The 26,936-nt window shown below is 39.6% G+C and carries 21 protein-coding genes; 6 read left to right on the top strand and 15 right to left on the bottom strand.

All coding sequences use genetic code 11. The annotated features are described in order from the left end of the window. Window positions 1-58: 58 nt before the first annotated feature. The 4 genes from pxpB to R0J88_RS01555 all read left to right on the top strand — a co-directional run bounded on the left by pxpB (window position 59) and on the right by R0J88_RS01555 (window position 5,593). Window positions 59-709, top strand: coding sequence for a 5-oxoprolinase subunit PxpB (gene pxpB, locus R0J88_RS01570; protein ID WP_410898856.1), 651 nt, complete (start codon window positions 59-61; stop codon window positions 707-709). Window positions 710-712: 3 nt separating this feature from the next. Further along, a complete protein-coding gene (locus tag R0J88_RS01565) occupies window positions 713-1,642 on the top strand; it encodes a biotin-dependent carboxyltransferase family protein (protein ID WP_410898855.1) in 930 nt (309 codons plus the stop codon). Between the two features lie 320 nt (window positions 1,643-1,962). Then, on the top strand, window positions 1,963-3,636 hold the full coding sequence (asnB, locus tag R0J88_RS01560) for an asparagine synthase B (RefSeq protein WP_010557399.1): 1,674 nt from the start codon (window positions 1,963-1,965) through the stop codon (window positions 3,634-3,636). Between the two features lie 376 nt (window positions 3,637-4,012). Beyond that, a complete protein-coding gene (locus tag R0J88_RS01555; RefSeq protein WP_006794177.1) occupies window positions 4,013-5,593 on the top strand; it encodes a BCCT family transporter in 1,581 nt (526 codons plus the stop codon). 57 nt (window positions 5,594-5,650) lie between these two features. Here the strand turns inward: R0J88_RS01555 and R0J88_RS01550 are convergent, their stop codons facing one another. The 5 genes from R0J88_RS01550 to R0J88_RS01530 all read right to left on the bottom strand — a co-directional run bounded on the left by R0J88_RS01550 (window position 5,651) and on the right by R0J88_RS01530 (window position 13,618). After that, window positions 5,651-6,355, bottom strand: a complete 705-nt coding sequence (locus R0J88_RS01550) for a 3'-5' exonuclease (RefSeq protein ID WP_410898854.1) — start codon at window positions 6,353-6,355, stop codon at window positions 5,651-5,653. 3 nt (window positions 6,356-6,358) lie between these two features. Next, entirely contained in the window at window positions 6,359-8,254 is a 1,896-nt protein-coding gene (locus tag R0J88_RS01545; protein WP_410898853.1) for a DUF294 nucleotidyltransferase-like domain-containing protein, read from the bottom strand. Window positions 8,255-8,342: 88 nt separating this feature from the next. Further along, entirely contained in the window at window positions 8,343-11,423 is a 3,081-nt protein-coding gene (locus R0J88_RS01540; RefSeq protein ID WP_410898852.1) for an efflux RND transporter permease subunit, read from the bottom strand. Between the two features lie 2 nt (window positions 11,424-11,425). Then, complete coding sequence (locus tag R0J88_RS01535; RefSeq protein WP_410898851.1) at window positions 11,426-12,439, bottom strand: efflux RND transporter periplasmic adaptor subunit; 1,014 nt, start codon at window positions 12,437-12,439, stop codon at window positions 11,426-11,428. Between the two features lie 171 nt (window positions 12,440-12,610). Further along, window positions 12,611-13,618, bottom strand: coding sequence for a rhodanese-related sulfurtransferase (locus tag R0J88_RS01530; protein WP_286890292.1), 1,008 nt, complete (start codon window positions 13,616-13,618; stop codon window positions 12,611-12,613). Window positions 13,619-13,816: 198 nt separating this feature from the next. On the opposite strand from R0J88_RS01530, the gene R0J88_RS01525 reads away from it, so the two are divergent. Both R0J88_RS01525 and R0J88_RS01520 read left to right on the top strand, forming a co-directional pair. Next, window positions 13,817-15,139 (top strand): DEAD/DEAH box helicase, encoded by a 1,323-nt coding sequence (locus tag R0J88_RS01525; RefSeq protein ID WP_410898850.1) that lies wholly within the window; start codon window positions 13,817-13,819, stop codon window positions 15,137-15,139. Between the two features lie 2 nt (window positions 15,140-15,141). Beyond that, on the top strand, window positions 15,142-15,978 hold the full coding sequence (locus R0J88_RS01520; RefSeq protein ID WP_006794170.1) for a S1 RNA-binding domain-containing protein: 837 nt from the start codon (window positions 15,142-15,144) through the stop codon (window positions 15,976-15,978). 37 nt (window positions 15,979-16,015) lie between these two features. Here the strand turns inward: R0J88_RS01520 and R0J88_RS01515 are convergent, their stop codons facing one another. From R0J88_RS01515 to gyrA, 10 genes are all read right to left on the bottom strand, one after another. Next, window positions 16,016-16,390: a hypothetical protein gene (locus R0J88_RS01515; RefSeq protein ID WP_006794169.1), complete on the bottom strand. Its 375-nt coding sequence runs from the start codon at window positions 16,388-16,390 to the stop codon at window positions 16,016-16,018. A 92-nt stretch (window positions 16,391-16,482) separates the two neighbouring features. Beyond that, window positions 16,483-17,187 (bottom strand): orotidine-5'-phosphate decarboxylase, encoded by a 705-nt coding sequence (gene pyrF / locus R0J88_RS01510; RefSeq protein WP_410898849.1) that lies wholly within the window; start codon window positions 17,185-17,187, stop codon window positions 16,483-16,485. Between the two features lie 163 nt (window positions 17,188-17,350). Then, window positions 17,351-18,487, bottom strand: a complete 1,137-nt coding sequence (gene lapB, locus R0J88_RS01505) for a lipopolysaccharide assembly protein LapB (RefSeq protein WP_039036921.1) — start codon at window positions 18,485-18,487, stop codon at window positions 17,351-17,353. A 2-nt stretch (window positions 18,488-18,489) separates the two neighbouring features. After that, window positions 18,490-18,771, bottom strand: coding sequence for a lipopolysaccharide assembly protein LapA domain-containing protein (locus tag R0J88_RS01500; RefSeq protein WP_008132961.1), 282 nt, complete (start codon window positions 18,769-18,771; stop codon window positions 18,490-18,492). A gap of 21 nt (window positions 18,772-18,792) precedes the next feature. Beyond that, the gene (ihfB, locus tag R0J88_RS01495) at window positions 18,793-19,080 is read right to left on the bottom strand and encodes an integration host factor subunit beta (RefSeq protein ID WP_006794165.1); all 288 of its coding nucleotides are present in this window, start codon (window positions 19,078-19,080) and stop codon (window positions 18,793-18,795) included. A 67-nt stretch (window positions 19,081-19,147) separates the two neighbouring features. Further along, complete coding sequence (gene rpsA / locus R0J88_RS01490) at window positions 19,148-20,815, bottom strand: 30S ribosomal protein S1 (RefSeq protein ID WP_006794164.1); 1,668 nt, start codon at window positions 20,813-20,815, stop codon at window positions 19,148-19,150. A 95-nt stretch (window positions 20,816-20,910) separates the two neighbouring features. Further along, window positions 20,911-21,621, bottom strand: a complete 711-nt coding sequence (cmk, locus tag R0J88_RS01485; RefSeq protein ID WP_410898848.1) for a (d)CMP kinase — start codon at window positions 21,619-21,621, stop codon at window positions 20,911-20,913. Window positions 21,622-21,727: 106 nt separating this feature from the next. Beyond that, window positions 21,728-23,005 carry a 3-phosphoshikimate 1-carboxyvinyltransferase gene (aroA, locus tag R0J88_RS01480; RefSeq protein ID WP_410898847.1) on the bottom strand — a complete coding sequence of 426 codons (1,278 nt, stop codon included), beginning with the start codon at window positions 23,003-23,005 and terminating at the stop codon, window positions 21,728-21,730. After that, on the bottom strand, window positions 23,005-24,087 hold the full coding sequence (serC, locus tag R0J88_RS01475; protein WP_410898846.1) for a 3-phosphoserine/phosphohydroxythreonine transaminase: 1,083 nt from the start codon (window positions 24,085-24,087) through the stop codon (window positions 23,005-23,007). Before serC ends, aroA begins: the two co-directional genes overlap by 1 nt. A gap of 117 nt (window positions 24,088-24,204) precedes the next feature. Then, entirely contained in the window at window positions 24,205-26,904 is a 2,700-nt protein-coding gene (gene gyrA, locus R0J88_RS01470) for a DNA topoisomerase (ATP-hydrolyzing) subunit A (protein ID WP_008132953.1), read from the bottom strand. Between the last annotated feature and the right edge of the window lie 32 nt (window positions 26,905-26,936).

The raw sequence follows: 26,936 nt of genomic DNA, 5'->3' as shown, positions 1-26,936 counted from the left end.
AATAATTAATTAAATATGTGATAGGTTTGCTTAATGATGTTCGAATTAGGTTTTACTAATGCAAAATCCTCACGTTTACGCCTTATCAAACAATAGCTTATTGCTTGATGCATCTCACTTAAGCACTAGCGGAACACTCAGTATTCAAAAAAAAATTTGGTCTTTAGCAAATCACTGTAAAAAAGATAATTCATTTATTGATATTGTACCCGGTATGAACTCACTCACTTTATATTTAAAGCAAGATATTGAGTTAGCTAAATGGCTTGAGCAATTACCAGATATTTGGAATAACATTAAACCTAATGAGTTCGTAGCTAAACACCACAAAATCAAAACGCATTATAACGGCGCAGACCTAAACTACGTGGCAAATTTTCATAGTTTAAGCATTGATGACGTCATTAACCTTCACAGTGAGCCCCAGTACGCTGTTTTATTTTTGGGGTTTCAACCTGGTTTTGCATACTTAAATGGACTAAACAAGCAACTTTTTACACCAAGACGCTCAGAACCTCGTCTTAAAGTACCTAAAGGGTCTGTCGCTATTGGTGCTGACCAAACAGCCATTTACCCGGCAGATTCGCCTGGTGGCTGGCATATTATTGGCCAAACTGACATACCATTATTTGATGCAACGCAAAAAAGCCCATGCTTAATACAGCCTGGTGACACGCTTGAATTTATACCTGTATCTGTGGGGAAATAAATAATGATTAAAGTTATTAAAAGTGGCCCATTACTGAGCATCCAAGATTTTGGACGTAACGGATACCGCCATTTAGGCGTTAGTCAGTCTGGCAGCTTAGACCCTTACGCACAAACCATAGCAAACTGCCTTTTAAATAATGATAAAAACGCCGCTGTTCTTGAGGTAACCGTTGGCTTGTGCGAACTTGCGTTTGAATGCAACACTGTTATTGCCTTATTTGGTGCTGATTTAAGTGCAACACTTGATGAAAAACCGATTTACCCAGGTTGGACATATAATATTAAACAAAAACAGGTGCTAAAATTTTCAACCGGCAGAGCAGGATTAAGAGCCTACATTGCCGTTAAAGGTGGTATTCAAAGCCCGGTTGTTATGAATTCTAAAGCAACTGACTTAAATGCTGGTTTTGGCGGACTAAATGGTAAATCGCTCATAGCCGGTGACACTATTAAAATAACTCCTTACCAATCAGAATTTACTCAATGCGGTGCACTTATGCCGCCAAAACGTAAAATTGTCCGTGTATACCCAAGCCCACATGCACAGCTTTTCTCAAAACAGATCATTAATGGGTTCACTCAGTCGTCGTTTAAAGTGAGTCACAATAGTAACCGCATGGGTGTTAGGCTACAAAGTGATAATTATTATTTAACCCACTCACACTCATTGCCTTCTCTTGCTGTAAGCCCCGGAAGCATTCAACTCCCACCAAATGGAGAACCCATTGTTTTGTTAAACGATGCGCAAACAACGGGGGGTTACCCCTTATTAGGCACCGTAATTGAAGCAGATTTGCATCAATTTGCGCAATACAGACCACTAGATACAATTGAATTTGAATATGTGACGTTTAAGCAAGCATTTCAAGCCAAACAGAAGCTCGACGGTCATTTAAACCAGTTAAAAATTGCACTTAAAAGCAAACGTTAAGCAATAATTGATTACGTTGAACTTTAACTAATTAGTAGTTGCTTATTGCACCACTGTGTTACAAAAACGAGCCGTCTGTGAAGCAAGCTCACTTGGATAACTCACTAATAGTACAGAGTTTGAACAATAGAATTGATGCAAAAATAATCATAGTTACTCCTTGTTCACCAACAAGGTGCGGTCACTTAAACATTGGTGCATAAATTATTCTTAATTAATTGCAAAAGCTATGTGACTTGAGTAAATATTTCTGATAAAACAAGGGTTCGCAGTTCAGCAAACTGGCTGTTCTGCACACATAATAGGAATGAGGAGTTACTATGTGTTCAATCTTTGGGGTATTAGATATTAAATCTGATCCCGCTCAATTGCGAACTCAAGCAATTGAAATGTCAAAATTACTACGACACCGAGGCCCAGATTGGTCTGGTGTTTACGCGTCTGAAAAAGCAATTTTAGTTCACGAACGTCTTGCAATTGTTGGCGTATCTAGTGGTGCGCAACCTTTATACAACCCTGAAAAAACGCATATTTTAGCGGTAAACGGGGAAATATATAATCACAAAGAGTTAGCTGCAAACTTAAACACTGATTTTACTTTTCAGACACAGTCTGACTGTGAAGTAATATTAGCGCTATACAAACAAAAAGGTCCTGAGTTTTTAGATGACTTGAACGGTATTTTTGCATTTTGCTTATACGATGAAGAGAATGACGCCTACCTAATTGGTCGCGATCACATTGGTATTATACCGCTATACACTGGCCACGATGAGCACGGTAACTTTTATGTTGCATCTGAGCTAAAAGCACTTTCTCCAATTTGTAAACATATTGAAGAATTTCCTCCTGGTCATTACCTTTACAGTAAAGATGGTGAATTAAAGCCGTATTATAAACGCGATTGGCAAACATTCGACGCAGTGAAAGATAACAGTGCAGAATCATCAGATGTGAAAGACGCACTAGAGGCAGCCGTTAAACGTCAACTTATGTGTGATGTACCTTACGGTGTATTACTATCTGGTGGATTAGACTCATCGGTAATTTCTGCTATCACACAGCGTTTTGCAGCTAAACGTATTGAAGATAACGACGAAAGTGATGCTTGGTGGCCTAAGCTTCACTCGTTTTCAGTGGGTCTTGAGGGTTCACCCGATTTAGCGGCAGCTCAAAAGGTAGCCGACATGATTGGGACAGTGCACCACCCTATCATTTTTACTATTCAAGAGGGTATTGATGCGCTTCGTGAAGTTATTTACCACATAGAAACTTATGATGTAACCACTATTCGTGCATCAACCCCTATGTATTTAATGGCTCGTCAAATTAAAGCCATGGGTATTAAGATGGTTCTTTCTGGTGAGGGTGCAGATGAATTATTTGGTGGTTACCTATACTTCCATAAAGCGCCAAATGCACAAGAGTTTCATGAAGAACTAAACCGTAAAGTATCTAAACTTCATATGTTTGACTGTCTGCGTGCTAATAAGTCGATGGCCGCATGGGGTGTTGAAGCTCGCGTACCATTCTTAGACAAAGAATTTGTTGATGTTGCTATGCGCATCAATCCTGAAGCTAAAATGTGTAAAGAAGGCAAAATTGAAAAGCATATTTTACGTGAAGGCTTTGGTGGCTACCTACCTGATGAAGTTTTATGGCGCCAAAAAGAACAGTTTTCTGATGGTGTTGGCTACAGCTGGATAGATACATTAAAAGAGTATGTTGAAGAGCAAGTAAGCGATCAAGACCTCGCTAACGCTAAGTTTAAATACCCTATTAATACCCCTGATTCAAAAGAAGCTTATTACTACCGTGCTATTTTTGAGTCGCACTTCCCAGGTGACGCCTCGGCTAAGTGTGTACCACACGGTAAGTCAGTCGCTTGCTCCACACCAGAAGCACTTGCTTGGGATGAATCATTCCAAAATAATGCGGACCCTTCTGGTCGTGCAGCGGGCGTACACAACGACGCTTACACAGGTAAAAAATAAGCACTAACGTATACACTGCATAAGTTTTATGCAGTGTATAAACTTCCACCACCCCGTTAGGTTCATTTCCTTCTTCAACTTACTAGACTGCTTGGTCTATAAATAATTACTTTAATTATAGTTTAAGTTCTAAGCTTATAGTTTTTATCTACCTACTATTATTTTTTTAAATAGCTATTTTTATGGCTAACATTACCCTTAAAACACGCTATTTTAACTATTTGTTACTTTTATCGTTTATGTAGCTGCGTATCATCTGTAAGATAGAAAAATAAATAGTTAGTCTTCAAATTATTTTTTATTCTCAGTATATAGACTAATGTATTTAATGGGCGGCTGGATAACCAGTTATTTATAATTACAAAAGAGGTATTGCATGAAGGAAAATCATGACAAATATAGTATTGATAATACAGATTACACCGTAGGACAGGATAACGTCCAAAAGTGGGGGTTTGATATTCATAACCCTGTTTTTGGGATTAGTGCGGGTCTTATTATTTTATTTTTAGTTGCCTTGCTTGTCACCGAGCCACAAACAGCTAAAACTGCGCTCGATACTATTAAATTCGATATTATTAATAACTTTGATGCGCTATTTATGTGGGCTGCTAACTTTTTCGTCGTTTTCTGTTTAGCGCTTATTGTATCTCCATACGGAAATATACGCTTGGGAGGAAGTGAAGCTAAACCCTCTCATACTCGCCTTTCATGGCTTGCAATGTTATTTGCCGCTGGTATGGGTATCGGCCTTATGTTTTGGGGTGTAGCAGAACCTGTTGCTTATTATACTGGCTGGTACGAAACACCATTAAACGTTGCAGCAAACACACCAGAAGCTGCAAAATTAGCCATGGGCGCAACCATGTTCCACTGGGGTCTTCATCCGTGGGCAATTTATGCAGTGGTTAGTTTATCTTTGGCTTTTTTTGCTTACAATAAGGGGCTCCCGCTTTCAATCCGTTCGATTTTTTATCCGATTTTAGGTGATAAAGCGTGGGGATGGCCGGGTCATATTATTGATATTTTGGCTGTTTTGGCTACTTTATTTGGGTTAGCAACTTCATTAGGTTTAGGTGCGCAGCAAGCCTCAGCGGGGATTAACCATGTATTTGGTTTAGAGGGCGGTATTGGCTCGCAAATTTTAGTTATTGTAGGGGTTACTTTATTAGCCGTTATATCCGTTGTTCGCGGCATTGATGGCGGTGTAAAGCTATTAAGTAATATAAACATGCTGATAGCGTTTGTATTACTGTTGTTTGTTTGCCTAGTTGGATTTGCTGTAGCTATGGGGAATGTTCCAAATACAGTAATGGGGTATGTAGAAAACATTATCCCTTTGAGTAACCCACACGGCCGTGAAGACGAAACATGGATGCACGGTTGGACTGTATTTTACTGGGCATGGTGGATTTCGTGGTCACCGTTTGTTGGTATGTTTATAGCTCGTGTTTCACGCGGACGCACTATTCGTGAATTCTTAATCGCTGTATTACTTATTCCAACTTTAGTAACGGTATTGTGGATGTCTATCTACGGTGGTATTGCAATTGATCAAATTATCAATGGTGTTGGCGCGCTTGGGCTTAATGGCTTAACTGAAGTCCCTTTAGCAATGTTTCATATGCTGGATGAACTTCCGCTTTCAAATATTTTATCGTTTATTGCGATTGTTCTTGTACTTGTGTTTTTTATTACCTCGTCAGACTCTGGGTCGTTAGTAATCGATTCTATTACAGCCGGTGGTAAGATTGACGCTCCCGTTCCCCAGCGTATATTTTGGGCTACAGTTGAGGGCGCTATTGCTGCTGCGCTACTTTGGATTGGCGGAACACAAGCCATTGAAGCTTTACAAGCGGGTGCTGTGTCAACAGGTTTACCATTTACGTTTGTGCTTTTACTTATGTGTGTGAGCTTAGTATTAGGTTTAAGAACTGAGCCTCGCCCAGTTAAGTAATAAATTAACAACAATAAAAAACGCCGCATTTTTGCGGCGTTTTTTATTTATATGTGTTCAGCTCCATATAGTGCACAACGGTGTTTCTTCTGTGTAATGATGACGCAATTGAGCTTGTAAAAGCTCAGCGGTTGCAAGCGCATCGGTTAACGCATGATGTCCTTCATAAACAGGTAGAGAATAACGTTTACGACAGTCATTTAGCCTTAGCGATCCCAGTTTAGTGTTAAATATCTGCCCTATTAAGCCTTGTTTTGCTTTGAGCGCTCTTCGCTCAAGTTCCATGGTATCTACAACCATAAACTCAATATGCTCTTTTAATCGCAATAATAAGGCACTATTAAAAAAGCCACGTTCGATTGCCGCATAGTGAACAACAATCACCTTAGAACGCAAAGCATCAAGTAAAGGGGCTATAATGTTGTCAAAGTCAGGCGCGTTATCAACATCGTTATGAGTAATACCGTGGATCACAATAGATGATTCACTTAGGTTTCGTCTTGGCTGAACCACCCAATGTTTACTCTGTTTACAGTATATTCGCGCCAATGTGAATGGCACTAACCCCACACTCACAATATCATCTGTTTTACTATTAAGCCCAGTTGTTTCAAAATCTAATGCAACAAAAGGAATGTCTTTTACAGAAGCGCTAGCATCACTAAATGTAGATAAATAAAACTCTTTTAGTAAGTTGTTTTGCGCATCATCGGCAAGCTGAGCATAACGTGTATTCCAGTTTTTAACTTCTTTGAAAAACATAGATTATTTCACACCCGAGTGTGCGGTATAACAAAATTTAAGGTAATTTTGCGCCTTATCTAGAATAGCAAAAGCATCTTTTAAATGACGCTGTTCAAATGGAGAAAGCAGATGCGGGTCAAGATTATTGTCGGGTACTTCACCCTGCTCAATTTGCCATGCCTGATGACGTATTCGGGTCATCGAAATGTACTCTAACGCATCACGTAAGTCTTGCGCTTTACCTGCAGGCAAAATATTGGCTTCTATTATATCTTCTAGGCGATCAAATGAATTTTGCTTACGAGATCCAATGGCAAGTGCATGAACGCGAACAACATCACTTAATGGCGCTGTGCCACGTCGTTTTAAATTCATAGATTTTTGATGCTGCCCATTGTGTTCAAGAACAAACCCTTTAAAAAAGCCAAGTGGAGGTGTTCTATTACGAGCATTTGCTGCCATATTTGCTAGAAACAGTCTGTTATTTGCACTGTGTTTAGCAATATATGTTTTTAACTCATTAGCCCATTTTGTTTTACCCCATACGCCGTCTAAATCAAAAAATATAGAACTGTTAAGTAAAGCCTGTGGTTTGGGTTCAGCAATCCATTGGGCAAATTGCTCAAACCATTGGTCCTGTGTTTTTCGCCACTTCTTGAATGACGCCATAATTTCACCGTCGCAATAGCTATAGCCACATTGAGCTAATCCATCACAAACAAAGTCACTCAAATTTTGAAAATAAGCATTATGTTTTTCGTCGTCATAGCTATTATCTAGTATAAGTGCATTGTCTTGATCGGTAACAATAAGCTGCTCATCTCTAGCCATAGAGCCTAATGCGATAAAGCAGTAGGGTACTGGCGGCGGGCCAAATTTTTCTTCTGCGAGTATTAGCAACCGTTGTTTAAATGTACGACCAATGACAGCCATTGCAGTACCGACCATATGAGAGTTTGCATCTTCATTTACCATGCGCACAAATACACGGGGAAGCTGATTTGCGTAGTGAGCTAAGTCTTCAACAGACTGCTGAGCCAATATACCACGCACCAACAATAAGCTACTTTGCGATTCATAACGTAGAATATCTGACAGTGATATAACACCAATTGGCCGTTTTTTTTGTACCACAGGAAGATGATGTAAATTATCTCTGAGCATGGCTAAAACGGCTTCAAAAATATAGTCATTTTGATCAAGTAGCACTAGGTTAGTTGACATAATAACGTGTGCAGGCGTGTTGTACTCAAGCCCCTGCGCAACAACTTTAGTACGTAAATCTTTATCTGTTATTATACCAACGACTTGCCCGTCATCTTCTTGAGGGTCGTTATTAATAGGCTTATTAACGTCGGTCACTAGCACTGACGAAACCGACTCATCGGTCATGAGCTGTGCAATATTTTTTACTGTTTCAGTTGCATCGACTGTAACAACGTCTCGGTGAAGTAACGATTTCACCTTGGCAGTGGTTAAATCGTTGCCATCGGCTTGCTCAACAATTGCTTGATGCAAACGCACATTACCATCGGTTTCAAAATAATCTGCAAAGACTTCAAATTCATCACAATACTGCAAAAATATGTCAACGTTTATACAATACACTAACGTGTCTTCAAGCGCTGTAGCCGGAAAACGTACTTTGCGATTCATCAACAAGCCCATTTGCCCAAATATTCCCGCAGTGGCCAAACGGTTATAGAGCTCGCCATCACGGCGATACATTTCAACAGCGCCACTTCTTATGATGTACAAATCGGCTATGTCTTGGCCGTATTGTAAAATATCGGTATTAGCCCTGAAGTAACTGACTTCGACTTGTTTAGCAAGTTCATCTAATGCTTTTTGAGGGAGATCATCAAAAGGAGGGTGTTGTGATAAAAATTGCGCTATTTCAATTTGTTCGCTTTGCATTATAGATCCCTACTGATTTCCAATAATGCAATTGTGGGCCTAATTAACCGTTTTTTAAAGAAAAAAGATTAATTAGGCCACTAAAGGTTTATTCTGTTTGTTCAAGCTCTTGGGCCAGCTGTTTAGTTTCATCCCCTCTTGGCTTAGTGAAACGTGCAAGTCCTAAATAGATGACTGGTGTTAAGTATAAAGTAAATAAAACAGCAAGCGAGAGACCACCAAATACAACCCAACCTATTGCATTACGTGCTTCAGCACCCGCCCCGCTTGATAAAATTAATGGCAGTGCACCAAGTAACGTAGAAACGAGTGTCATAGTGATAGGACGTAATCTAACCAGTGCAGCCTCTTCAACAGCCTCGCGAACTGATAAGCCTTGGTCTCGAAGTTGATCTGCAAATTCGACTAATAAAATGGCATTTTTCGCAATTAGACCAATGAGCATCACTAGACCAATTTGCGAATAAATATTAAGAGACGTATTTGTTAAATAAAGCGCTAAAATAGCTGAAGTAATACCAAATGGAACTGTTAGCATTACCACTATTGCACTGTTTACACTTTCAAATTGAGCTGCTAATACCAGTAATACAATTAGAAAAGCCAACACGTAAGTTAAAAGTACTTCGTTTGCTGTTTCTTCAAAGGTCAGCGCTTCACCTTTAAACGCAAGGGTAATACCTTGAGGCAACGATTGCTGAGACAAATTGCGAATTTGATCGACTATATCGGCAATCGTCATACCATCCGGTAGTTCCATATCTAATTCAATAGCACGACGCTGTGCATGGCGCTCAAGCTCAGCGGCTACTCCTTCTTCACTAATATTAGCTAAGCTACTAATCGGCACTAACCTACCTTGCGAACTTGCCACATAGAGGTTTGCTAAATCACTTGGATCTTGAATAACCTGGTTTTGCACTTGCAGCATGATGGGTATTGATTGGTCGCCAATGTTTAGATCCGCAACATCATCCCCATTGATGGCAGCGCGAAGTGTAATTGAGATATCACTGAGCGATACACCCAACTCTTCGGCTCTTCGCCTATCAATATTTACACGTAATTGTGGTTGTGACGGCTGATAAGAGACTCTTACAGGCGCAGTACCCGGGATTGCGTTTTCAATTTGCTTTGCAAAATCTTGTGCAGCGACAAAAATTTGTTGGTAGTCTTGGCCTAATAAAGCGATTTCTATACCGCCACCTTGACCTCTAAGATTTAAACTATTAGAACCGGATGCACGACCAGCTGCGCCTGGGATTTCACCTAATGGTCCGCGAATTTTATTAATGATTTCTTGCTGGCTAAATTGACGGTCGTCCCAATGCTTTAGTGGTACTGTAATAAAAACAATATTTGGATCCCATTGCCCAACAACTGTGTAAATAGATTCTATTTCACCACTTTCTACAAAAGGTAACAAAATATCTTCCATTTGCATTGCTTGCCTGTCCATAAAGTTCAACCCAACACCGTCTGGGCCTCTGGCAAATATACGAATTTTACCCCTGTCCTCTGTGGGTAATAGTTCGTTATCGAGGTTTAAATACAATGCGCCAGAACCAAAGGCTATTAATATACAAGCTATGAGCACGAGCCAAGCGCGGTTCAGAACGCTTTTAATAGTTATGCTATAAAGACTTACTAACTTATTACCTACTTTGGAAAATGGGTGGTTGATTTGTTTTTTTAGTTTTAATTTTGAAGTCAATGCAGGGACAAGTGATAACGCAACAAAACTTGAAATAATGACTGCACCTGCAAGCACCCCGCCAAACTCTCTAAATAATCGTCCTGCCGTAGAAGGTAAAAATGCAATAGGGATAAAAACCGCAGCCAATACGGCAGTCGTTGCAACTACCGCAAAAAATACTTCTCGAGTTCCTATTACAGCTGATGCTCGCCGACCAAGCCCTAGTCCTCTTTGACGTTGTATGTTTTCGCTTACAACAATTGCGTCATCAACTATTAAACCTGTGGCTAACACGAGTGCTAATAAAGTGAGTATATTAATAGAAAAACCAAGGGCCCAAATAAGTGCAAGAGACCCTATAAGCGCAACAGGTATGGCAAACGCAGGCACAAGTGTTGCGCGCCACGAACCTATAAACACCCATAACGTTATTACCACTAACAAAACTGTAAGCACTAAGGAGTTTATTACTTCGTCAACAGAGCTTCTTATAAATTGAGCATCGTCTGAGGTGAGGGTAAATTCGAGTTCAGGAAATCGTTCGCGCATGTTTTCAAGTAACTGTAAAACTTCATCCGATATTTCAATTGTATTTGATTGCGCTTGACGAATAACCTCCATACCTATTACTGGTTTACCATCTAAACGAACCATAGACCGTGGATCTGCTGGGCCAAAATAGACTGATGCAATATCACCTACTCGCGTATCACCGCTAACAATAATATCTGCTACTTCATTGGGGGTAATAGAAGTAGCATCGGCTCTTACTATAACTTGTTGATCACTTGATTTAAGGCTTCCTGCTGGTACATCAAATGGCGCTTGTCGTAAAACATCTGCCACATCAGGAATGGTAAGATTAAAACTACTTAACTTTAATGGATCTAAGCGAACTCGCAAAACACGTTTTCGGTCCCCGTTTAACCTGACATCGGCAACACCTGGTATGGTTAAAAACTGAGGAGCTAAATCGGTTTCAACGCGTTCAGTAAGGGCTTCAAGTGCTAGACTATTACTTGATACAGTGAGCGAAACAACAGCTTCTGCATCGTTATCGGCCTTGATAATTGCAACACGTTCAACTTCCTCTGGTAATTCTCGCTGTACACGCGCAACAGACTCCCGGGTTTCATTAGCTGCATTGTCTAAATCTACGCCAGGGCGAAACTCAACAACAATACGCGCATTGCCTTCTTCACTTTGTGCGCGAATTGATTTAACACCACTTACACGGGCTATTGCCCCTTCTAGTTTACTGGTTACTTCTGTGTCGACCGTTTCTGGAGACCCACCAGGAAATGAAGCCGAAACAGTTATACGTGGCCTATCAACATCTGGTAATTCTCTGACTTCAATTCCTGCAATTGCAGCTAAACCAGCAATTATTATTAGTAGATTCAAAACAACAATGAGCACTGGGCGGCGAATTGCCATTGAGGGTAGGTCTTGCATCATAGGGGAATTTTTCATTGTTATTCCTCTAAATTACTGGGATTAGCAAACGTTAATGTTTGGTTTTCGCGCAAGCGTTGGACGCCTTCAACAACCAATATATCGTTTTCATTTAAATTGCCTGAAACTAACAATCGCCCAGCTAAGCGTTGCTCTATTTTTACATCTATGCGCTTTGCTTTTTTATCTATACTTTTCCAAACATAAGGCCCTGTTGCTCCCCACATAAGTGCAGCCTCAGGCACAACAGCATATGATTCCCCTTGCATGGTAATAGTAATTCGAAAACTCATACCAGGCATAAACTGATCATTTTCATTTTCCAGTTTGGCTTTGACACGTAAGGTACGGGTTTGTGGATTTATTCGAGAATCAAGATATGAAACTTGAGCATTAATAGCTTTTGCGCTTTGCCATGGTGTTACTTCCACAATACCTTTATTTTTTAGTATTGAGACAGCTGACTCGGGGGCGTTAAAATTAATGTACAAACTGCGAGTATCATCAATTGTTGCAATGGCAGTTTGATCTGTAATGCGATCCCCTTTTTCTACATCAGTAAGTCCCATCACACCATCAAATGGCGCAAGCACAGTTCTGTCTTCCAGATCTGTTTTAGCATTAATAAGAGCAACCTCGGCGAGTGCATGCAAAGTTTTAGCATCATCTAAGTCACTTTTAGGAATTGCTCCCTTTTTGTGACTTTCGCTGAGTCTGTTAAGTGTTCGTTGGGTATCTGCTAAGGTTATTTCTGCTTGTTTAAGAGCTGCTTTTTGTCTGCGAGAGTCAAGTTTGACTAAAATATCTCCTTCCTTTACGAAGTTACCCGGTTTAAAGTGAACGGCTGTTACTCTATCACCCACTGCAGGAAATAATATAACGGAGTGAATTGCTTCTGCATTACCTACAGCTTTAACCTCTTCTTTTGTTCGTTCCGTTGTAACTTTTTGTACCATTACATTTGCACTAAATGCTGCTGTGCTAAAAATGAATAATAACAAGTAGATATTTAATAGAAGTATGCGCAATTTCAAAGAACCACCTTATAAACCATTTTGTTGACCACTATACGCAGTGTAACAAAAGTGTGATCAAAATTAGCCTGTGTTAACGCTGAACACTCAACTATGTAAGATGAATAACAAATTTTAGCCAAAAAAAAGAGCCGTAAAGCTCTTTTTTATTAAGTACATTTTAAAGATGACTTACTTACCACGTTGAGCATCTTTCTGTGCTTTTTTAGCCTCTTTGCGTTGTTGAAGAACGGTCTGTGCTTCGTTACCTATATGCCCTTCACCACGAGCCTGTGCGAGCTCAATTTGTTTTTGGCGCTCTGCAAAACGGGCTCGCTGCTCATCAGTTACCTTATCAATACAATGATGACATGAAACACCCTCTAAATATTCAGGCTTTTGTTTTTCTTGTTCAGTTATAGGCATACGACACGCATGACATTGATCGTAAGAACCTTTCTGTAGGTCATGATCAACAGCAACGCGATTATCAAATACAAAACACTCGCCTTCCCACATGGTTTCTTCTTTTGGCACTTCTTCTAAGTATTTAAGAATACCACCTTCTAAGTGATAAACTTCATCAAAGCCCTGCTCTTTCATGTAAGCTGTTGATTTTTCACATCGAATACCACCTGTACAAAACATAGCAACTTTTTTATGTTTTTCAGGATCAAGGTTTTCTTTTGCCCATTGAGGGAACTCACGAAACGTTGTTGTATTTGGATCAACGGCATTTTGAAATGTGCCAATTTCAATTTCGTAATCGTTACGCGTATCAATAAGTACAACCTCGGGGTCAGAAATTAATGCATTCCAGTCTTGAGGTTTAACATAGCTTCCCACTACTTTAAGAGGATCAATTCCCTCTACGCCCATTGTTACGATTTCTTTTTTTAGTTTTACTTTTGTGCGGTAAAACGGACATTCGTCATCATAGGATTCTTTAGTAACAATGTTTTTTAAATTTGGCTGTTCATCTAACCATGCAAGGAGGTTATCAATGCCCGCTCGTTTTGCAGAAACAGTACCATTAATTCCTTCTGCAGCTAAAAGTAATGTGCCTCGCACTTCGTTTTTTTCCATAACCTCCAGTAGAGGTTTACGTAATGCTTCAAATTCAGGTAGGCCTACAAATTTGTATAAAGCGCACACTACAAAGTGTTCGCTGGTAAGATCATCTTTATGAACAGCTGTCATTTTATTTCCTATTTTGCCTTATTAGCCAATATTGGCGTTTACCGAATCGTAAATCCGGCGCATATGGGGCGCGTATTTTACGCTTTTTTAGATTAATTGCAAAAAATAGCACCATACTTTGCTTTTTGCTGTCGGGATAAGCCATGTGTACGCTATAATGCAGCAATTAATTTAAGTTGCACATTGGAGAACATTACATTGCACTTTACTGATCTTGGGATTGATACTCGCCTTGAAACACAATTAGCACATCAAGGGATCACCCAGCCCACAGACATTCAAGCACATGCAGTGCCTACCGCACTTGCAGGGCATGACATTTTTGCTCAGTCAAAGACTGGGTCGGGCAAAACCTTGGCGTTTTTATTACCCGCAGTACAACGGGTTATGAAACAAAAAGCACTCAGTAAACGCGATCCACGTGTACTTATTGTTGCCCCTACACGCGAATTAGCTACGCAAGTATTTACACAGTTGCGTTTGTTAATAGCGGGCACGGCGATTAAAGCTGTAAAAGTATTAGGTGGTGAAAACTTTAATGACCAAATTAAAGCATTAAGGAACGACCCACAGTTTGTAGTGGCAACACCCGGTCGTTTGGCCGATCATGTTACCAAACGCTCGTTACAATTAAGTGGTTTAGAACTGCTAATTTTTGATGAAGCAGACCGTATTTTAGATCTGGGCTTTACTGAGCAACTAAAGTTAATTAACGACGAAGCCAATCACCGTCTTCGCCAAACATTATTGTTTTCAGCAACCCTAGACCACGCTCAAGTAGATGCTCTTTCGCGTAATTTATTAAAAAAACCAAAACAGATCACGCTTAGTGCTGCAAATGAACAGCACAGCGATATAACGCAAACACTCTACTTAGCCGACCATCTAGATCACAAAGAAGCGTTATTAGCACACTTTTTAAAGCAAGACGAAGTTGGCCAATGCATAATATTTACTGCCACCCGGGCAGATACAAGTCGTTTGAGCGAAGAACTAAACAACAAAGGATTTAAATCAGTCGCACTAGCGGGAGATTTAACACAAAGCAAACGCTTAGACATTATGGACTCGTTTAGCAGAGGAAACTTTAAAATATTAATTACCACTGATGTCGCATCCCGTGGTTTAGATTTGTTAAGCGTAACGCATGTAATTAACTTTGATTTACCAAAACATGCAGAAGAATATGTACACAGAATTGGTAGAACTGGACGTGCAGGTTTTAAAGGTACCGCTATTTCATTAGTAGGCCCTAAAGATTGGGCTAGTTATTTAGCAATTAAATCTTTTTTAAACGATGAGCTTAAATTTGCAACTATTGACGGGCTTAAAGCTAAATTTAAAGGGATAAAAGATAAAAAACCTGCTGCAACTGTTAAAGCTAAAAAAGTAATGCAGGTTAAAAAGCCACAAATTAAACGTAAAGCAAAACCTAAAAAACCAGCGGCACCCATTAAAGCCCCTATGAATATCGATGGCGATTCACCAATGCGCCGTAAAAAAAAGCCTGAGCAGGAATAATTATGAGTTACCTTGGAACAACACAAACCCTATTTGTAAAAGAAGTAAGTAATGAAGGCGCTTACTTGGACGGTCATGATTTAGGTGAAGTTTTTTTACCAAAAAACGAAATCAGAGATGAACTTGAAGCTGGTGACAGCATTAGCGTATTTATATATTTAGATAATGCTAATTTACCAACGGCGACGGTTAAAAAGCCACATGCTCAAGTAGGTGAATACGCCCTTTTACGTGTTAAGGAAATAAATAGTATTGGTGCATTTTTAGACTGGGGATTAGAAAAAGATGTATTAGCCCCATTTAATGAACAAAAGCCACGTATGCAAGAGGGGCATTCTTATCTTGTTCGTTTGTATCTTGATAATGCGAGTCAACGCATTTGTGCTTCAACTAACTTTAATCGCTTTTTATCAAAGGATGAGCCTGAATACACACGCCTACAAGAGGTTGATTTGATTGTTGCTGGTAAGACAGATATTGGCTACAAAGTGCTTATAGAAGAGTCTCACTTTGGTGTTGTATTTTACAATATGGTATTCAAAAACTTATTTGTAGGGCAAAAGCTTAAAGGCTTTGTCCAAAAAGTACGAGAAGACGGAAAAATTGATGTTGTACTTGAAAAACCAGGCATGGGTAAAGTAAGTGAGCTTGGCGATAAAATAATGGAAAAGCTTAAAAACGAAGGCGGCATACTCGCCATTGGCGATAAATCTGATCCTGAACTTATTAAGAAAGTATTTTCAACAAGTAAAGCTAACTATAAAAAAGCAATTGGTGGATTATTTAAACAAGAGCTTATTGAGATAGAAGCGAAATCTATCCGCTTAAAATCTAAATAATTTTATAGCGCTCATGATATCTTTATATTGTGAGTGCTTACCCTAAAATATACTTATAAGGCAATGTACACTGTGTATACTCTCTTGAGTAATTAAGTACTTCCCTTTCTGATTCTAAGTTTTGCGGCGCTAATCTAAAAACCTTTATTTCACACTCCAATTTCTTTTCATCATGATGAGTTAAACAATCACTGACAGTGATATCTTGAGCATTTAACGCGTCAGAATTTCTGTAGCAAAGATGATGAGCATAATCCTTCATTGTTTTTTTAAAATCAAACATGTCTACAGGATAAGCTGATATAACGTCTGTTACTGTTGTAACGCCATCATAAGCCTTACTAGAAAATACATGTTTGTTAACTGAAAAGCCTGCAATGATAATTAACACTGAACCAAATAATAGCTTCAAAATAAACCCCTTACATCATTTTGATATTATAAATGTAACACAAATTACACATAACGTAAGGGTTTTAGTACTTATTTGCTGTTTTTTGTAAATTATTTTATGGATTTATTAACATCTTGCAGTACTTTTACTGGATTTGCTGCTTTAGTAATCGGTCTGCCTACAACTAGATAATCACTGCCAGCTTCAATTGCTTGTTTTGGAGACATTATTCTTTTTTGATCGCCTGCTTCACTGCCTTCAGGGCGAATACCTGGTGTAACTAATTTAAAATGCTCACCAAGCTCAGCCTTTAAAACATTCGCTTCTTGAGCAGAACAAACAACACCATCAAGGCCTGCTTCCTTAGCTAGTTTTGCAAGGTATATTACCTGCTCCTGTGGTGATTTGTTTATACCTAAACGTTTTAATTCTGGTTCATCCATACTTGTTAACACAGTTACAGCAATAAGAATTGGTGCTCTATCTCCAAATTCTTCTAAAGCAAGTTTTGCTTTGTGCATCATTTCATAACCGCCTGACGCATGAACATTTACCATCCAAACGCCCATTTTTGCAGCAGCTGTAACTGCCTTTGCAACTGTATTAGGAATATCATGAAACTTTAAATCTAAAAATACATCAAAACCAAGTTCAATTAACTCTTTTACAAATTCAGGGCCAAAGTAAGTAAACATTTCTTTGCCTACTTTTAATCGACAAGTATCGGGCGAAAGCTGTTTTACAAATGCTAATGCTGTTTCTTGATCGTCGTAGTCTAAAGCGATAAGCACTTTTTTTGAATTTTCGAAAGACATAGTTATCCTAATCTATAGCAGTAAAGAGTTTTTATATATTCAACTTAGTTATCAAGGCAAACTTACACAAAGTGAGTAAGGAGGTTTAATTAGTATATAGATGCTAGTTAAACTTCTAGTCAAATTTGTAAGGGCATTACAATAATTAAGTATTTAGGGGTTATTAAAATCCGTCTAAACCTCTACTTGGGACAATGGTTTCCCAATGTTTACAAGAAGGGCAATTCCAATAAATTGTATAACTTGTGAAGCCACAATGCTGGCATTGAAAATCTGGCTTAGTAGCAATATATGACGTTACAAGACTATCAATTTCATTAAGTACTTCTTTTGTATTTTTATTTTGGTCACCCATTAGCTGCAGTAAAAAACTAAACCCCCTGATCGTAGGTTGTCTTTTTAAACTGTCAGTTAAAAAATCGAAAGCTTGTTTTGTATGACCTTGCTCTAAAAGAGCTTGGCAATGTTTTATTTTTATAAGAACACCACCCTTCTCTAGTAAATCGTTTACTAACTCATGAAATTGATACGTTAAATTTAGTTGCTTATAGCTATGCGCCAGATCATCAATGAATAAGGGGGCAAACAAAGTAAACTGGCAAATAAGTTCACGCCAATAGTAGATCGCTTTAACATAATCTTCTTTAGAAAAAGCGATAACACCTAGCTCATACAAAGGCCGAACGGCTTTGTAGTTTAGGCTAATTGCTTTTCGCATAATTTGAGGAGTACTGTCACTAAGGGCAGACTCACAATAAAAATTCGCGATAGCCTTAAATTGTTGCTCTTTAGAGAATAATTCGCTGTGAGATTCAAACATATTAATGCCTTTATCCCACTCACGAGTTTGCGAATATAAGGTAATAATAGGATCGAGAGCTTCTACATGGCCGGCCTTGACCAACCAAACCAAATGCTCTTCTGCACCATCTAGCAATCCAGCCATTATATAATCTTCGGCTAATTCTAAGCGACTAGTAGCGGCTTGCTGCTCACTCAAACTTGGGTGTTTTAGGAGAAGTTCATGGATTTTGATTGCGCGGTCTAATTCGCCTCGGCGACGAAACATAGTGGCAAGTGTAGAGTAATGTTCAACTGAATCCGCTGCAACCTCTAGTAAATTTATTAAGTGTTCTAAACCTTGATCTTCTTCACGGTCTAATAGAAACTTAAGCCCTTTACTGTATTCAGAAGTTATTTGACGATTAAGTTGGTGAGCATGATTTTTAGCACTGTTTTTACCCATAATCCAACCGTAGCCGGCTGCAACAGGTAGTAGTAAAAACAAAAGCTCAATCATAATTAGGTGTCTTTATTAACGTCAAGCTTGTTTTTATTTTTCTCAGGCGCTAACTGTTTTTTCAAACGGTAATTTTGCCACTTTAATTGAGAGAATAGCTTAAAGCTTATAAAACAACCTATTAAAACACCTAATAAAAAGCAGATACTTATTATTACAGCTAAAGGCAGAGTATTACTGGCTATAATATAATTTACTTGTACTAACTGCGGGTTTTGTGACCCTAATACAAATGCGCTAATTAGGCACAGCGCTACCAGAATAAATTTCAATACCTTGAACAAGTAACTACTCCGTTATATTAACTAGGCAATGCTCGCATTGACGCGGTCGCGTAATTCTTTACCTGGTTTAAAATGAGGTACGTGCTTTCCATCTAACTCTACTGTATCGCCAGTTTTAGGGTTACGACCTGTACGAGGAGCGCGGAAATGCAAAGAGAAACTACCAAATCCTCTGATCTCTATTCGATCTGAAGAAGATAATGAACCGGCCATTTGTTCTAGAATTTCTTTTACAGCATTTTCAACATCTTTCACTGGAACGTGTGCATGTTGTTCCGCAAGTGTTTCTATCAATTCTGACTTAGTCATAGCGTTTCCTTAATAAAAAGATATAGGAAGGGCAAAAGTGCCCTCCCAACTAAAAACTAATTATTTATTAGTCTTTTTGTGCATTTGCGAAAGCAGCTGCCATTGCGTTTTCAAACACTGGCTCTTCTTTCTTAAGCTTCTCTAGTACTTCTTTCTCTTCTGCTTCGAAAAGAGCTTTTACAGATAAGCTTAAAGTGCGGTTCTTACGATCAACACCAACGTATTTAACTTCAACTTCGTCGCCTACAGATACAACAGTAGTTGCGTCTTCAACGCGCTCTTGAGCGATATCAGCTACACGGATGTAACCTTCAACGCCTTCGATAAGTTCAACAGTTGCGCCTTTCGCATCAACTTCAGTCACTTTACCTTTAACAATAGCACCTTTTTTGTTTGCATCAAGGTAGTTATTGAACGGGTCAGCTTCGATTTGCTTAACACCTAGAGAGATACGTTCACGCTCTGGGTCAACTTGCAATACGATAGCAGTGATTTCGTCGCCTTTCTTGAATTCACGTACAGCTTCTTCGCCAGGTGTGTTCCAAGAAATATCTGAAAGGTGTACAAGACCGTCAATACCACCGTCAAGACCGATAAAGATACCGAAGTCAGTGATTGATTTGATCTTACCAGTAACTTGATCGCCTTTATTTTGTAGACGAGCAAATTCTTGCCAAGGATTAGCAATACATTGCTTAAGACCTAGAGAAATACGACGACGTTCTTCGTCGATTTCAAGAACCATAACTTCAACTGTGTCACCTAGTGAAACAACTTTTGAAGGGTGGATGTTCTTGTTAGTCCAATCCATTTCAGAAACGTGTACTAGACCTTCAACGCCTTCTTCGATTTCTACGAAGCAACCGTAATCAGTAAGGTTAGTTACACGACCAGAAAGTTTAGAACCTTCTGGGTAACGACCAGCGATAGCTGCCCATGGATCTTCACCAAGCTGTTTAAGGCCTAGAGATACACGAGTTTTATCTTTGTCGAATTTAAGAACTTTAACTGCGATTTCGTCACCAACATTAACGATTTCTGAAGGGTGCTTAACACGCTTCCACGCCATATCAGTAATGTGTAGTAGACCATCAACACCACCAAGGTCAACGAACGCACCGTAGTCAGTAAGGTTCTTAACGATACCTTTAACTTCTTGACCTTCAACAAGGTTAGCAAGAAGCTCTTCACGTTCTTGTGAGTTTTCTGATTCGATAACTGCACGACGTGAAACAACAACGTTGTTACGTTTTTGATCAAGCTTGATTACTTTAAATTCAAGCTCTTTGCCTTCAAGGTGAGTTGTGTCACGTACTGGACGAACATCAACAAGTGAACCAGGTAGGAAAGCACGGATTGAATCAACTTCAACAGTGAAACCGCCTTTAACTTTACCGTTGATAACACCAGTAACAGTCTCTTGCTCTTCACAAGCTTTCTCAAGACGGATCCACGCTTCGTGACGCTTCGCTTTCTCACGAGAAAGGATAGTTTCACCGAAACCGTCTTCGATTGCATCTAGTGCAACATCTACTTCGTCGCCAACAGCAACTTCTAGTTCACCAGCAGCATTTTTGAACTGCTCTGCAGGGATAGCACTTTCTGATTTAAGACCAGCATCTACAAGTACAATGTTGTTCTCGATTGAGATTACTGTACCTTTAACAATAGAGCCTTGCTCTGCTTCAAAACCCTTTAAGCTTTCTTCAAATAACTGCGCAAAATTTTCTGACATACGAATATACGTCTCATATATTAATACCAATAAGCAACCATGCTGCATGGGGTTGTTAAAATAGCACTGGCATCCTGCTGGTGCATAAAATGTGTTTAACTTCGTTTAGGAAGTTTACCTTCAGAGATAGCTGCATCTAATAAAGTAATAACTTTATCAAACACTTGCTGTGCATTTAGCTCGCTAGTATCGAGTTCAATTGCATCTTCTGCAGGCACAAGCGGTGCGACGGCGCGATTCATATCACGGTCATCACGAGCTTGAATGTCCTCTAATAGACCACTTAGTGTAACATCAAGCCCACGCTCATTCAACTCAACAAAGCGTCTACGAGCACGCTCTTGTGCGCTCGCTGTCAAATAGATTTTTAATGGCGCATCTGGGAATACAATAGTACCCATATCACGGCCGTCTGCTATTAAACCATTTTCGGTTCTAAAAGCGCGTTGACGCCTTAATAGCGCTTCACGAACACGTGGAAGAGCGGCTACTTTTGATGCAGCTGCGCCCACTTCTTCATTACGAATAGTGGTTGTTACGTCCTCTCCCTCTAGAATAACTTTTCCAGTATTAGTTTGGCTATCTACCAAAAACTGCACGTCTAAATTCGCAGCCAGTGGTACAAGTGCCTCTTCGTTATCTAATGCGATTTGGTGATGAAGTGCTGCAAGGGATAAAACGCGGTAAATTGCACCACTATCCAATACATCCCAACCCAACTTATCGGCTAACAAACGACAAACAGTTCCCTTACCAGAACCACTTGGGCCATCAACGGTGATCACGGGCATTAATAACGCCTGCATTTAAACCTCCTGCAATGCACACCTAAATAAACCGCGACATTATACGTCAGTTATTAAAATATATCTGCTATTAGTGTGTAACTTTTTATAAATAGTTATAAAAAGCCTATTCACTCACTGATGCTAATACATTGAAAAACGAAGGAAATGTTTTATAGGTACACTTAGGGTCATTGATTGTTATAGGCTTTCCGCCCACTGCAACCATGGCAAAACACATAGCAATCCGGTGATCATCGTAAGTGTCAATAGCGACATCGTTAAATGTTAATGGCGGAGTTATTTCAATAAAATCCTCCCCCTCAACAACTTTTGCACCTACTTTACGAAGCTCTGTACTCATAGCGTAAAGACGGTCTGTTTCTTTTACACGCCAATTATAAATATTACGAATAGCTGTGGGACCTTTAGCAAATAAAGCAACAGTAGCTAATGTCATTGCAGCATCGGGAATGGCATTGGCGTCTATGTCGACCCCTTTTAACTCGCCTTTCCTAACAACTAAACGTTCATCGTACCAATCGATTTGTGCACCGACTTGTTCCATCACCTTCGCAAAGCCAATATCACCCTGAACCGATTTAGCACCCACACCTTTAATTTCAATCTCGCCACCAGCAATTGCTGCTGCTGCAACAAAATAAGAAGCCGATGATGCGTCACCTTCAACCATTATGCGTTTAGGTGATTGATATTGCTGCCCACCTTTTACCTTAAATAGTGAATAGTCTGAGTGTTCAACAGTAATGCCAAAACGCGCCATAACACCTAAAGTAATATCAATATATGGCTTAGACACTAATGTGCCTTTAATTGTAATTTGCGTATCACCACTGAATAATGGAGCTGCCATTAATAAAGCGGTTAAAAATTGACTTGAAATACTGCCATCAATTTCAACTTCGCCACCATTAATTTGCCCACCAACAATTTTAAGCGGTGGGTAGTCTTTGTACTTTGTATAGGTAATATCACCACCAAGGGCTTGAAGCGCATCAACTAAGTGCCCTATTGGGCGCTCTTCCATGCGTGGCTCACCGACTAACTCATATTCACCTTTAACAGCAGCTAAAACAGCTGTTAACGGACGATATGCTGTACCCGCATTACCTAAAAATAAAGGTTCATTAGGTTTTTTGAACTCACCACCAACACCATGAACAGTTGCAACTGTTCGGTCTTCATTAAGTCTTACTGTTACACCTAAAAGCTCTAATGCTCCCAACATGTGACGAATATCATCACTATCGAGTAAGTTCTCTACTACTGTTGTTCCGTTAGCCAGAGCAGCCAGAAGTAAAATACGATTAGATAAACTTTTTGACCCTGGTAATGTCACAGAGCCGTTAACACGCGATATTGGTTCTAAACGAAGTTGCTCCATTAGCTATTCTCCTTCGCAAAAGCTGCCATAAAATCAACAAGCGCTTGTACGCCTTCAAGTGGCATTGCGTTATAAATACTTGCGCGCATACCGCCTACTATTCTATGACCTTCAAGCGCTAATAAACCAGCTTCTTTAGATTGTGATACAAACTTTTCATTTAAGCTTTCATCATTAAGCCAAAATGGGACGTTCATACGTGAGCGGCAATGCTTTGCTACTTTATTTGAATAAAAAGAAGATTCATCAATAAAATTATAAAGAAGTTCGGCCTTAGCGATGTTCTGAGCTTCCATTGCTTTTACACCACCTTGTGCTTCTAACCATTCAAACACTTCTGCAGCTAAGTACCATGCAAATGTAGGTGGTGTATTAAACATACTGCCCTGCTTCGCTTCGAGTGCATAATCTAAAATACCAGGCTTAGCTAAACCTTCACGTTCAAGTAATGTTTTGCGCACAATAACGATAGCGATACCTGATGGACCGATATTTTTTTGCGCACCAGCGTAAATTAAATCAAATTTATCTACATCAATTTCGCGCGATAAAATCGTTGACGACATATCAGCAACAATTGGTGCCGTTGGATGACTTGGCACCTCAAAAATTTCTAAGCCATCTACGGTTTCGTTCGGACAATAATGAATATATGAGGCATCTGCAGGTAAAACCCAATCAGCTACATTTTTAATTGAGAATTTTCCATCTGCATCGTTACGTACATCAACACTGGTTGTTGAAGTAAACTTGTTAGCTTCGTCTGTCGCGCTTTTAGACCACACACCATTTTCGCAGTAGATAGCTTTTTTATCTGCTTGATGAAGATTGAGGGGCACTGCACTAAACTGACCGCGACCACCACCATGCATAAATAAAACTTCAAATTCATCACTAATATTCATTAAGCGTCTTAAGCTTGCTTCACATTTTGCAGTTAATGCCAAAAATTCTTTACTACGGTGGCTAATTTCCATTACAGAAACGCCCATGTCTTGCCAATCTAAGAATTCTTTTTGTGCTTTTTGCATTACCGCTTGCGGAAGCATAGCCGGCCCTGCACAAAAATTATATTTACTCATTACCTTTGCCTCATTCCAGTAATTTATACACTCAACATGAAAATATTAAATCCACGCTGTATTAATTTTTTTCAACAACATTAAAAAAAGCGGCCAAGGCCGCTTTTTCAATCTCAATTATTCTGAAGGGGGATTATCATCCACGACTTCATCTATAACTGTATCAACTGTTTCAACGTCTTCAGTATTGATTAAGTCACTTTCTGTAACTTCAATTTCTTCTATACGTTGTAAACCAACTACTTGCTCTTCGTCAATAGTTCTGATCAAAATAACACCTTGTGTGTTACGACCAACTGTTGAAACTTCGTTCACACGAGTACGCACTAACGTTCCGCGATTTGAAATAAGCATTATTTCGTCGTTGTCATCAACTTGAACAGCACCGACTACAGCACCATTACGCTCACTCACCTTAATTGATACAACACCTTGTGTTGCACGACTCTTAGATGGGTAATCTTCAAGTTGAGTTCGTTTACCATAACCATTTTCAGTTACAGTCAATATTGCGCCATCAGTTTTTGGCACGATGAGCGATACAACACGTTGCTCGTCGGTCATTTTAATACCGCGTACACCCGTTGCCGTTCTGCCCATTGGACGAACACCCTTGAAACGAATTTCTGGGTTACCTTCTTCGTCTAATACTGGGTTTCCATTTTCATCAACAACAGCAGATTCTTCAGCTTCTTTAAAGCGAACAACCTTACCCGCATCGGTAAACAACATTATTTCGTTGGTACCATCAGTAATATCAACACCAATTAAGCTATCACCCTCATTTAGGTTAACGGCAATAATACCACTAGCACGTTGACGGCTGTAGGCTGTTAAAGGTGTTTTCTTCACTGTACCAAATGCTGTTGCCATAAAGATGTATTTATCTTCTTCGTACTCACGTACTGGCAGTATAGCGGTAATACGTTCGTCAGCTTCTAAAGGTAATAAGTTTACAATTGGCTTACCGCGTGCTGCACGACTTGCTAGTGGTAATTGATATACTTTCAGCCAATATAAACGCCCTGCTGTAGAGAAACATAAAATAGTATCATGCGTGTTTGCAACTAAAAGACGTTCAATAAAATCTTCGTCTTTCATTTTTGTTGCAGATTTACCTTTACCACCACGACGCTGCGCTTCGTAATCAGATAACGCCTGATACTTAACATAACCTTCGTGAGAAAGCGTAACAACTACGTTTTCTTCAGTTATTAGGTCTTCAAGGCTGATATCATGCGCGGCTGCGTTGATTTCAGTGCGGCGCTCATCGCCATATTGCGCCTTAATTTCAACTAACTCGTCGCGAATTACTTCCATTAAGCGCTCTGGGCTTGCCAGTATGTGTAACAGTTCAGCAATTAAATCAAGCAGTGTTTGGTATTCACTTAAGATTTTTTCGTGCTCAAGACCTGTTAGCTTGTGTAATCGTAAGTCAAGAATCGCTTGAGCTTGTTGCTCAGAAATAAAGTATTGGCCGTCGCGTATACCTAAATCATCAGCTAACCAATCTGGGCGAGCAACGTTAGCCTCACCTGCTTTTTCAAGCATTGCTTTAACATTACCTAATTCCCACGAACGTGCAGTTAACGCTATTTTTGCTTCTGCTGGTGTTGGAGATTTACGAATAAGTTCAATAATTGGGTCAATGTTGGCAAGTGCAATTGCTAGACCTTCTAGCATGTGTGCACGGTCGCGCGCTTTACGTAAATCAAATACTGTACGACGAGTTACTACTTCACGACGGTGAATAATAAACTCTTCAAGCATTTCTTTTAAATTAAAACACTTAGGCTGGTTATTGATGAGTGCAACCATGTTCATACCAAACACTGTTTGTAACTGTGTTTGTGCATATAGGTTGTTTAGAATCACTTCACCTACGTCACCACGCTTTATCTCAATAACGATACGCATACCGTCTTTATCTGATTCATCACGTAGTGCACTAATGCCTTCAATTTTTTTATCTTTAACAAGCTCCGCTATTTTTTCAATTAAGCGTGCTTTGTTAACTTGATAAGGGATTTCATGAACAATAATTGTTTCACGACCCGTTTTTTCGTCTGTTTCGATGTCAGCACGTGCACGCATGTACACTTTGCCACGACCCGTTTGATACGCTTGTTCAATCCCTTTTTTACCGTTAATGATTGCGGCTGTAGGGAAATCTGGGCCAGGAATGTAATCCATTAACTCAGTTATGGTTAAATCTGGATTAACAATTAATGCTAAACAACCATTGATAACTTCAGTTAAGTTATGTGGTGGGATGTTTGTCGCCATACCTACGGCAATACCAGAAGAACCATTTACAAGTAAATTAGGTACCTTCGTTGGTAAAACGTCAGGAATTTGCTCTGTGCCATCGTAGTTAGGAACGAAATCAACCGTTTCTTTCTCAAGATCCGCTAATAACTCATGAGACATTTTAGCCATACGTACTTCGGTGTAACGCATTGCAGCAGCTGAATCACCATCAACAGAACCAAAGTTACCCTGGCCGTCTACAAGCATATAACGAAGTGAGAATGGCTGTGCCATACGAACTATCGTGTCATAAACTGCGCTATCGCCGTGTGGGTGGTATTTACCGATTACATCACCGACAACACGTGCCGACTTTTTGTAAGGCTTGTTCCAATCATTACTAAGCTCGTTCATTGCAAACAAAACGCGGCGGTGAACTGGCTTTAAGCCATCACGTACGTCTGGTAATGCACGTCCTACAATTACACTCATTGCGTAATCTAAGTAGGAGTTTTTTAACTCGTCTTCAATATTGACTGGCAGAATTTCATTGGCGAGATCAGTCATTTGATATCACATTCCTTCAGTAGCAGCTCTTA

Source organism: Pseudoalteromonas sp. SIMBA_162 (assembly GCF_046535955.1).
Taxonomy (GTDB): Bacteria; Pseudomonadota; Gammaproteobacteria; order Enterobacterales; family Alteromonadaceae; genus Pseudoalteromonas; species Pseudoalteromonas marina.
The sequence above is the reverse complement of the archived record's forward strand: the minus strand, read 5'-3'. Positions and strand labels throughout refer to the sequence as shown.